This window comes from Caballeronia sp. (genome assembly GCF_049581465.1).
GTDB lineage: Bacteria > Pseudomonadota > Gammaproteobacteria > Burkholderiales > Burkholderiaceae > Caballeronia.
Genome location: NZ_JBAUSA010000077.1, coordinates 1 through 3,614, shown reverse-complemented (window position 1 = coordinate 3,614; position 3,614 = coordinate 1). Strand labels below are relative to the sequence as shown.

Below are 3,614 nucleotides of genomic sequence, written 5' to 3'. Positions count from 1 at the left end.
CGCTCGGGCCGCGTGGCGTGGCAATTTGCGCGCGACTGGTCGGGACGAAAGGCATGACCGTCAATTGCGCGGTGGCGCCCGATGGACGCCCGGTGACGGACGTTGCCGTCGGTGTGATGATGCAAGCGGACGGCAGCTATCTGCTGGCCCAACGTCCGCTGGGCAAGCCGTACGAAGGCTATTGGGAGTTCCCGGGCGGCAAGCTGGAAGCCGGCGAGAGCGTTGAAGCTGCGCTCTCGCGCGAATTGCACGAGGAACTAGGTATCGATGTCACGGAGTGCGAGCGTTGGCGAACGCTCGAGCATGATTATCCGCATGCCTACGTGCGGCTGTACTTTTGCAAGGTGACGGCGTGGAACGGTCAGCCGGTTGGCCGCGAAGGCCAGGCGCTCGCGTGGCAGCATCTTCCCGCGAGTGTCTCGCCCATGCTGCCTGCGGCCATTCCGGTGCTCGAATGGCTGGTAGCTGAATCGGTCCAGGGGCCTGCTTGAGGCTCTAGTTCAAGCCGCTGTGGGTGTCGTCATCGGGCGGCGTGTCTTGCTGGCCGCCCCCGATCTTGTACTTCTCGGTTGCCCACGCGCCGAGATCGATCTGCTTGCAGCGCTCTGAACAAAATGGACGGAAGCGATTTTCCGGAATCCAGCGAACTTCCTTTTCGCAGGTCGGGCATTTAACAATGGTCGTCATTCGGCTGAACGGGTTGTGAAGAGATTGAGTTCAGTAGATAGGGCCTCGCGGCCCGCTTTAAAGACTGCACAGTGTGAGATGAAACGGTACGTCGGCGTCCACGGCGCGCGGCCTCAGATCGCCGTCCTGGATCGTGAATCGGACCCACAGCATGTACTTGTTCGCGCTCGCCTCGGGAATCACGCGCGTGTCGGATGCCACCCGTACCTGCATCAATTGGTACGTTCGGCCCGAGAGCATCTGTTGATAGCTGCCTTGCATCGCCATGACCTTTGACGCCTGGCCTGATTCACGTGCAAGACGCAATACGATGGTCGCGGCGTCGCGTAGCGGCAGCATGGGTGTGACCCATTTCGCGATGTCCTGACGACGCTGCTCCGCCGGATATTGCTGCCACGCGAAGTACGATGGCAGATCGAACCGGCAGGTCCCGCCCGGAATGATCGTGCGACTGCGAATGCTTGCCAGCCATTCGTTGTCGGCGAGATGCTGGCCCGTTTTACCCTGCATCTGCCCAAGTCCGCCTAGTGTCTGTTCGATCTCGCCGAGCACGGCTTCCAACGCCTCCTGTTCGATGCCCGGATTGCCCCGGAACGGCGCGAGCGTTTGTCGCTGGCGCTCCAGTTCTTTCATCAGATCGGATTTCAGGTCCGTGCGGCCGGCGACTTCTGCGAGCTCAAATAGCGTGGTCAGGGCAGCGTGATGTTCGCGCGGGTCTTCTTGAGTCAGAAAAAACGTGAAGCGCTCGAACAGGTCTTCGAGTCGCAGCAGCGTTCGGATTCGCTCGTTGAAGGGGTACTCGTAAAGGATCAAGCGCGCTCGCCTCGGCGTGGGTCGATGGGTTCGTCGGCAGAAAGTGAGGACATTCTAATGCTGCAACTAACCCCAGGCAAATGTGCATGCGCAATAGCGCGCAATGGGCATTTTCACCGCCGTTCGGGGCCATTTCGACTGTATTGGGCGTACTTGTCAGGGACGTAGCTGACCTTGCTGTGCAGCCATTCTCACATAGTTTGCGTGGAGGGCGTCTACCTCACGTTCCAGGGTGTCGAGCGTGGCTTGCGCGTCGTTGACGACGACATCGTCGGCTGCCGCCAGCCGGGCTTCGCGCGTGGCCTGGCGCGCGATGATCGCGAGAACCTGATCACGGGTGAAGCCATTGCGCTGCATGACTCGCTCGATCTGCGTGTCTACCGGGCAATCGACCACGAGAACCCGATCCGTCTTCACTGCGCGCGGCCCGGCTTCAACGAGTAAAGGCACGACAACGATGTGATACGCGCCCAGCGCAAGATTCCGCTGCCGTTCGCTCTCGGCTCGAATCAGTGGATGCGTGATCGATTCGAGCTGGGCCTTTGCCGCGGCGTCGCCGAAGACACGCGTACGCATCCTGGCGCGATCCAGTGAGCCATCCGCCGCGATGTATTCCGGGCCGAACGCGCCTTCGATCAACGGCATCGCCACGCCACCCGGCGCGGTGATCTGATGCGCGATCAGGTCGGTGTCGATGACCGGCACTCCGCGCGCGGCAAACATGTCGGCCACCGTGGTCTTGCCGCTGCCGATTCCGCCCGTCAAACCGATGCTGAACATGCCTAACTCCTTTTTATCCACCGAACAGCGCATACAGAGGCGTACCAAAGAACAGTGTGATCGCGCCGCCGGCCGCCAGAAACGGTCCGAACGGCAGTGGTTCTTCGAAGCGCATCTTGCCGATGCCGGTTGCCGTCAACCCAAAGATCGCGCCTGCCATTGCCGACAGCAGCACGACTTGCGGCAGCGCTTGCCAGCCGAGCCACGCCCCAAGCGCTGCGAGAAGCTTGAAGTCGCCATAGCCCATGCCTTCGACGCCGCGCACCAACCTGAACAGCCAGTACACGCACCACAGGAACAGATATCCCGCGATTGCGCCGATGACGGCTTCATGAAGCGCGACGAATCCGGTGCTGCCCAGATTCACGATCAACCCCGCCCAAAGCAGCGGTAGCGTGAGCGAGTCGGGAAGGTAACGGGTATCGAAGTCGATCAGGCTCATGACAAGCAGCGTCGCACACAAGCCAAACGCGGCGAGCGCGATCAGGGTTGGACCGAACGCGTATAGCGAGACGGCGGCGAGTAGCGCCGTGGTCAGTTCGGTTAGCGGGTAGCGTGGGCTTACAGGCGCTTTGCATTGCGCGCATCGGCCACGTAGCAGCAGGTAACTCACGACGGGAATGTTTTCCCACGCGCGCAAAACGTGGCCGCAATGCGGGCACGCACTACGTGGCACCGCGAGGTTATAGCGGCCTTGCGCCGGTTCTTCACCGACGGGCGTGCTTTCCGCCTTCCACGCGCGCTCCAGCATGATCGGCAGCCGATGCACGACGACCGTCAGGAAACTTCCGATTATGAGCCCGAAGACCAGCGCGAACGCGTACTGCGCCGCGACCGGCAAAGCGCCAAACGCGGTACCGTAGGCATCCAGATAATGGCCTGAAAACTTCCCCTGATACAAAGGCTGCATTGACTTTCCCGGATTGAATTCGGCTGCGATCCTACACCACCTAGACCACATTCCCGAGTTGAATGATCGGAAGATACATCGCGACAACGAGGCCGCCAACCAGCGCGCCAAGCACCACGATCACCACCGGTTCGCAGAGACTTGCGAACGAACTGGTCCTCTCGTCTACCTCACGGTCGCCGAGAACGGCGAGATCGAGCAGCATGGCGTCGAGTGAGCCGGATTCCTCGGCAACCGCGATCGGCTGGACGACTTCCGGCGGAAAGCAGCCGACGGCGCGCATTGCGGCGGCCAGTCGTTCGCCCTGTCGAAGTCGGCTTGAGATTTCGACGGTGGCGGTATCGAAGATACGGTTACCTGTGGCGTTCGATAAAGACCCGAACGCATCCGACAAAGACGTCCCTGCTGCAAGCAAGGTGCCAAG

At 61.2% G+C, this 3,614-nt stretch carries 6 protein-coding genes; 1 reads left to right on the top strand and 5 read right to left on the bottom strand.

The features are described 5' to 3' along the window. Window positions 1-53 precede the first annotated feature (53 nt). The gene (locus WCA53_RS01840) at window positions 54-491 is read left to right on the top strand and encodes an NUDIX domain-containing protein (RefSeq protein WP_423904871.1); all 438 of its coding nucleotides are present in this window, start codon (window positions 54-56) and stop codon (window positions 489-491) included. 4 nt (window positions 492-495) lie between these two features. Here the strand turns inward: WCA53_RS01840 and WCA53_RS01835 are convergent, their stop codons facing one another. The 5 genes from WCA53_RS01835 to WCA53_RS01815 form a co-directional block, all read right to left on the bottom strand. After that, complete coding sequence (locus WCA53_RS01835; protein ID WP_423904870.1) at window positions 496-687, bottom strand: DNA gyrase inhibitor YacG; 192 nt, start codon at window positions 685-687, stop codon at window positions 496-498. A 57-nt stretch (window positions 688-744) separates the two neighbouring features. Further along, complete coding sequence (gene zapD / locus WCA53_RS01830; protein ID WP_423904868.1) at window positions 745-1,500, bottom strand: cell division protein ZapD; 756 nt, start codon at window positions 1,498-1,500, stop codon at window positions 745-747. A gap of 156 nt (window positions 1,501-1,656) precedes the next feature. Next, complete coding sequence (gene coaE / locus WCA53_RS01825) at window positions 1,657-2,280, bottom strand: dephospho-CoA kinase (protein ID WP_423904867.1); 624 nt, start codon at window positions 2,278-2,280, stop codon at window positions 1,657-1,659. A 13-nt stretch (window positions 2,281-2,293) separates the two neighbouring features. Then, entirely contained in the window at window positions 2,294-3,190 is an 897-nt protein-coding gene (locus WCA53_RS01820; protein WP_423904865.1) for a prepilin peptidase, read from the bottom strand. Between the two features lie 40 nt (window positions 3,191-3,230). Beyond that, window positions 3,231-3,614: type II secretion system F family protein (locus WCA53_RS01815; RefSeq protein ID WP_423904863.1), on the bottom strand; the 384-nt coding region annotated here is incomplete at its 5' end.

What these genes read in the sequence shown, in the direction of transcription:
- WCA53_RS01840 (WP_423904871.1), top strand. Translation starts at nt 54, where the DNA reads ATGACCGTCAATTGCGCGGTGGCGCCCGATGGACGCCCGGTGACGGAC.
- WCA53_RS01835 (WP_423904870.1), bottom strand. Translation starts at nt 687, where the DNA reads ATGACGACCATTGTTAAATGCCCGACCTGCGAAAAGGAAGTTCGCTGG.
- coaE (WP_423904867.1), bottom strand. Translation starts at nt 2,280, where the DNA reads ATGTTCAGCATCGGTTTGACGGGCGGAATCGGCAGCGGCAAGACCACG.
- WCA53_RS01820 (WP_423904865.1), bottom strand. Translation starts at nt 3,190, where the DNA reads ATGCAGCCTTTGTATCAGGGGAAGTTTTCAGGCCATTATCTGGATGCC.